Annotated in this window: 4 protein-coding genes and 2 pseudogenes; 3 read left to right on the forward strand and 3 right to left on the reverse strand. The window is 38.6% G+C overall.

All coding sequences use genetic code 11. The annotated features are described in order from the left end of the window. Nucleotides 1-130 (reverse strand): annotated as a pseudogene (locus PN470_RS07600) (Uma2 family endonuclease); the annotation flags it as partial. Nucleotides 131-135: 5 nt separating this feature from the next. Continuing rightward, a complete protein-coding gene (locus PN470_RS07605; protein ID WP_272104210.1) occupies nucleotides 136-699 on the reverse strand; it encodes a Uma2 family endonuclease in 564 nt (187 codons plus the stop codon). A gap of 231 nt (nucleotides 700-930) precedes the next feature. On the opposite strand from PN470_RS07605, the gene PN470_RS07610 reads away from it, so the two are divergent. The 3 genes from PN470_RS07610 (at nucleotide 931) to PN470_RS07620 (ending at nucleotide 3,393) form a co-directional block, all read left to right on the forward strand. Continuing rightward, nucleotides 931-1,584, forward strand: a complete 654-nt coding sequence (locus tag PN470_RS07610) for a hypothetical protein (protein ID WP_103111212.1) — start codon at nucleotides 931-933, stop codon at nucleotides 1,582-1,584. A 71-nt stretch (nucleotides 1,585-1,655) separates the two neighbouring features. Beyond that, nucleotides 1,656-1,907 (forward strand): BolA family protein, encoded by a 252-nt coding sequence (locus PN470_RS07615; protein ID WP_002737239.1) that lies wholly within the window; start codon nucleotides 1,656-1,658, stop codon nucleotides 1,905-1,907. A 262-nt stretch (nucleotides 1,908-2,169) separates the two neighbouring features. After that, nucleotides 2,170-3,393 (forward strand): P-loop NTPase fold protein, encoded by a 1,224-nt coding sequence (locus tag PN470_RS07620; protein ID WP_103111211.1) that lies wholly within the window; start codon nucleotides 2,170-2,172, stop codon nucleotides 3,391-3,393. A gap of 12 nt (nucleotides 3,394-3,405) precedes the next feature. Here the strand turns inward: PN470_RS07620 and PN470_RS07625 are convergent. After that, a pseudogene (locus tag PN470_RS07625) lies at nucleotides 3,406-3,529 on the reverse strand (IS630 family transposase); the annotation flags it as partial.

Here is a 3,529-nt window from a genome sequence, read left to right on the forward strand (position 1 = left end):
CCATCGGTGACATTTTGATAATTTCTCCTCGAATTAATTCCACTTTTTCATCGGGTTTGATTATTCCCTCGGTTGCCATTTTTTCGTATTCTTCCACCGTAAACTTACGCGTAATCAGTGATAAAGACATTTTAACTACACTCCTAAGATTTCTGCAATAGTGAATTCTATTTCTGGAAAGGATTCAATAAAAATACTTTCACCTCGATAATATTTCTGAATAGCTTGATAACTACCATGCAGAGGATGGCGATAAACTTCTAAACATTCTTCCTTGAGATTAACGATCCAAACTTCTTTAATATTTGCTTCCGCATAAAGAGGGATTTTAGTATAGTGATCATAATCGAGGGTAGAATCGGAAACTTCAATAACTAAATAGATATCTTGAGGACAAGGATGGGCAGCAACATAAAAATCTGATCGAGGTATTAGTAAACTTAAATCTGGTTCTGGTTGAGAATTATTATTTAATCTAATCGGATTTTGCACCCTGAGAATAATTTTCTGTCCTAATTTTTGATAGAATAATTGTATTAATCTATCTACACTAGAAGCATGACGGGTTCCCATCGGTGACATTTTGATAATTTCTCCTCGAATTAATTCCACTTTTTCATCGGGTTTGATTATTCCCTCGGTTGCCATTTTTTCGTATTCTTCCACCGTAAACTTACGCGTAATCAGTGATAAAGACATTTTAACTAAACTCCTACTTTCTCTTTATTCTATCTGGACAGCCTTCCAACGGGTGAATTATCGGTATTTAAACCATTAATCGGGAGGAATAAACTAACTTTTTGGGGACTTGTACTGATTTTTCGGGAAAAAACAGCACTTGCCATGGCGACAAAACCGCTAGAGCTAACGTCTAGAAAGCTGGGGTCGGATCGAAACTGCCCCAAAAAAGCTACTATAGGTCAGTTGTCGATGTTAAAAAAAATAGCCGTTCCCATCTGGAACATTAAGTCGAGAAATTTTATGGTTAAGCGAAAACAGCCTTATAGTTTAATTTATCTGTTCAGTCTGGCGATCGGTTTAGTGATTGCGATCGCAACTGACGGACAAGCACAAACCCCCGACTCTAACACTCCTGCCAGCGATCCTAACGAATTAAAACCCTTAAATCAAGCCGATAGTGTTCTGAGTCTTCAGGGGGGACAACGTTTAGTGGAAGAAGCGAACACTGCTATTAATGCCGCTAAATACGATGTCGCTGTGGATAAACTCAATCAAGCGCGTCGGATTTTTAACCAACTATCTAACTATCATCTGCAATTAGCTAATAGTTTCTCAGGAATTGACCCGAAAGTATTCGATTCTCAGCGTCAAAGTGCTTTAAACACGGGACAAATGCGGGATGAAGCCACCTATCAGCTTGCTTTGGTCCATAGGGCGCAAAATCAGCCAGAATTGGCGGTTCCTTTGTTAATTCAGGTGATTCAATCCCAAAACCCCACCAGTGAATTAGGACAAAAAAGCTATCAACAACTCTACGAGATGGGATTTGTCAGCACACCCATCTCTATCTCTGCACCGACTCCCACCTCCGCAACTCCTAGCAATCCCCCCCCACAGCAGTGAATTTTATCCCCATTGACGAGCTTTCGGTAACAATGGGATCAGAGTATCTTTAATTGTTTTGAGGAGTTAAGATGGTTGACTTTCGCCAAGTAGAAGCAATGATTCAAGAACAAATCCCCGATGCACAGGTGATGATTCGGGATTTGACGGGAGGTGGTGATCATTTGGAAGCGGTGGTTATTTCTGGCGAATTTGCTGGCAAAACCCGCGTTAAACAGCATCAAATGGTTTATGGCGCTTTACAATCGGCACTGGCTACCGAAGCCATCCATGCTTTGGCATTAAAAACCTACACTCCCGACAGTTGGGCAGCAGAAAAATAACAGTTATCAGTTATCAGTTAATTTTTTGGCTCTCTTAGGTTTGGTGGGCAAAATGTATTCTAAGATACATTCTTTCCGGCGAGCGAGTGGAAGGAACCACAAAGATACAAAGGACACAAAGATTGATCGATCCTCTGTAAGTCAAACTTATCACACAGAACCTAGAAGAGCCAACTACCCAATTCATAATTCATAATTCATAATTCATAATTCCCACACCCTACCCCCACGAAAAACTTTTTGCCGCAAACCCTAATTACTTATGGTTAGTCCTTTACTAGAACCCTTTCGAGAAGCCTATCGCAATTTGGAACTTTTACCCCTGCGATCGGATAAAGAATTACAGCGTTTTGCTGTTAAATACGGCACAGAAATTATCGAAGAATTAGAACAATTGGTAGAAGATAGTCCTTCGGAAGACGGAAAAATTATTCTAGCAGGACATCGGGGTTGTGGTAAGTCAACCCTACTCTATGAATTTAAAAGAAAGTTAGATGATCGCTATTTTGTTGTTTTCTTCTCGATCTCAGACATGATCGAAATGTCAGACGTAAATCATGTTAATATTTTATTCTCGATCGCCGTTCAGATGATGTCAGAAGCGGAAGCCCAAAATTTAACTATTAAAGATTCTATTAAAAAAAGCTTTTATCAATGGTTTGCTGAACAAATTCGCACGGAAACCAATCAAGCAGATGCCACTCTCGAAACAGGTTTTAACTTTTCTTCTTTACTAGCTCACATTAAAGGCATTCTCAAGATTAATTCGACTATTCGCGAGGAAATCAAACAAAAGTATGAGCGAAGAATTACCGATCTAGTTGCCCAAATTAACATTATAGCTAGTGCGATCGAGTCCCAAAGTCAGAAAAAAATCTTAGTAATTGTTGATGACATTGATAAAATTGACTTAGCACAGGTAAGGGATATTTTTCAATCCCATATTAAAGCGATTATGTTGCCCAGTTTTCGGATTATTATGACTATTCCGATCGCCGCTTTAAGAGAGGTAGCTTTAAAGGCAACTCTCCAAACAGAAACCAACGATCAGATCGTGCAAATGCCTGTATATAAACTCTTTAAACAGGGAGACATTAATTCACCTAATGCTATACCCGATCCGCAAATTATTGCTACTTTAACCGAGATTATCACTAAGCGCATCGATCCCGCTTTAATCGATCCTGACACCCTCGAAAAAATTTGTCTTTATAGTGGGGGAGTGTTACGAGAATTAATTCGCATTACTAATGATTGCTGTCGGGTTTGTTTGCGATCGGTTCGTCGTTATCCTGATGATAATACCCTAAAAATTGATCAAGCTGTTTTAGAACAATCAATCACAGAAATTAGTCTGGATTTTGCTGAAAGTATCGGTACAGCAGATGAGGAAATTATTAAAACTGTTTATGAAAAGTTAAAACCGAAGGATCTCAAGGATCAAAATTTTCTAGATCTGCTGCATGGTTTATATATTTTGGAATAAGCTTTTACGCATTTAAGTTACATTGACAGCATTACCCTTATTTTTAAGTTTTCTACTCCATTTAATAATCAATCCCCCTTCATTTAAAAGCTGATTGACTACTTTTTCCAGTTCTTCTTTATTTTCAAATTCTCGA

Origin of the sequence: Microcystis sp. CS-574 (assembly GCF_028329095.1) — a bacterium.
Taxonomy (GTDB): domain Bacteria; phylum Cyanobacteriota; class Cyanobacteriia; order Cyanobacteriales; family Microcystaceae; genus Microcystis; species Microcystis ichthyoblabe_A.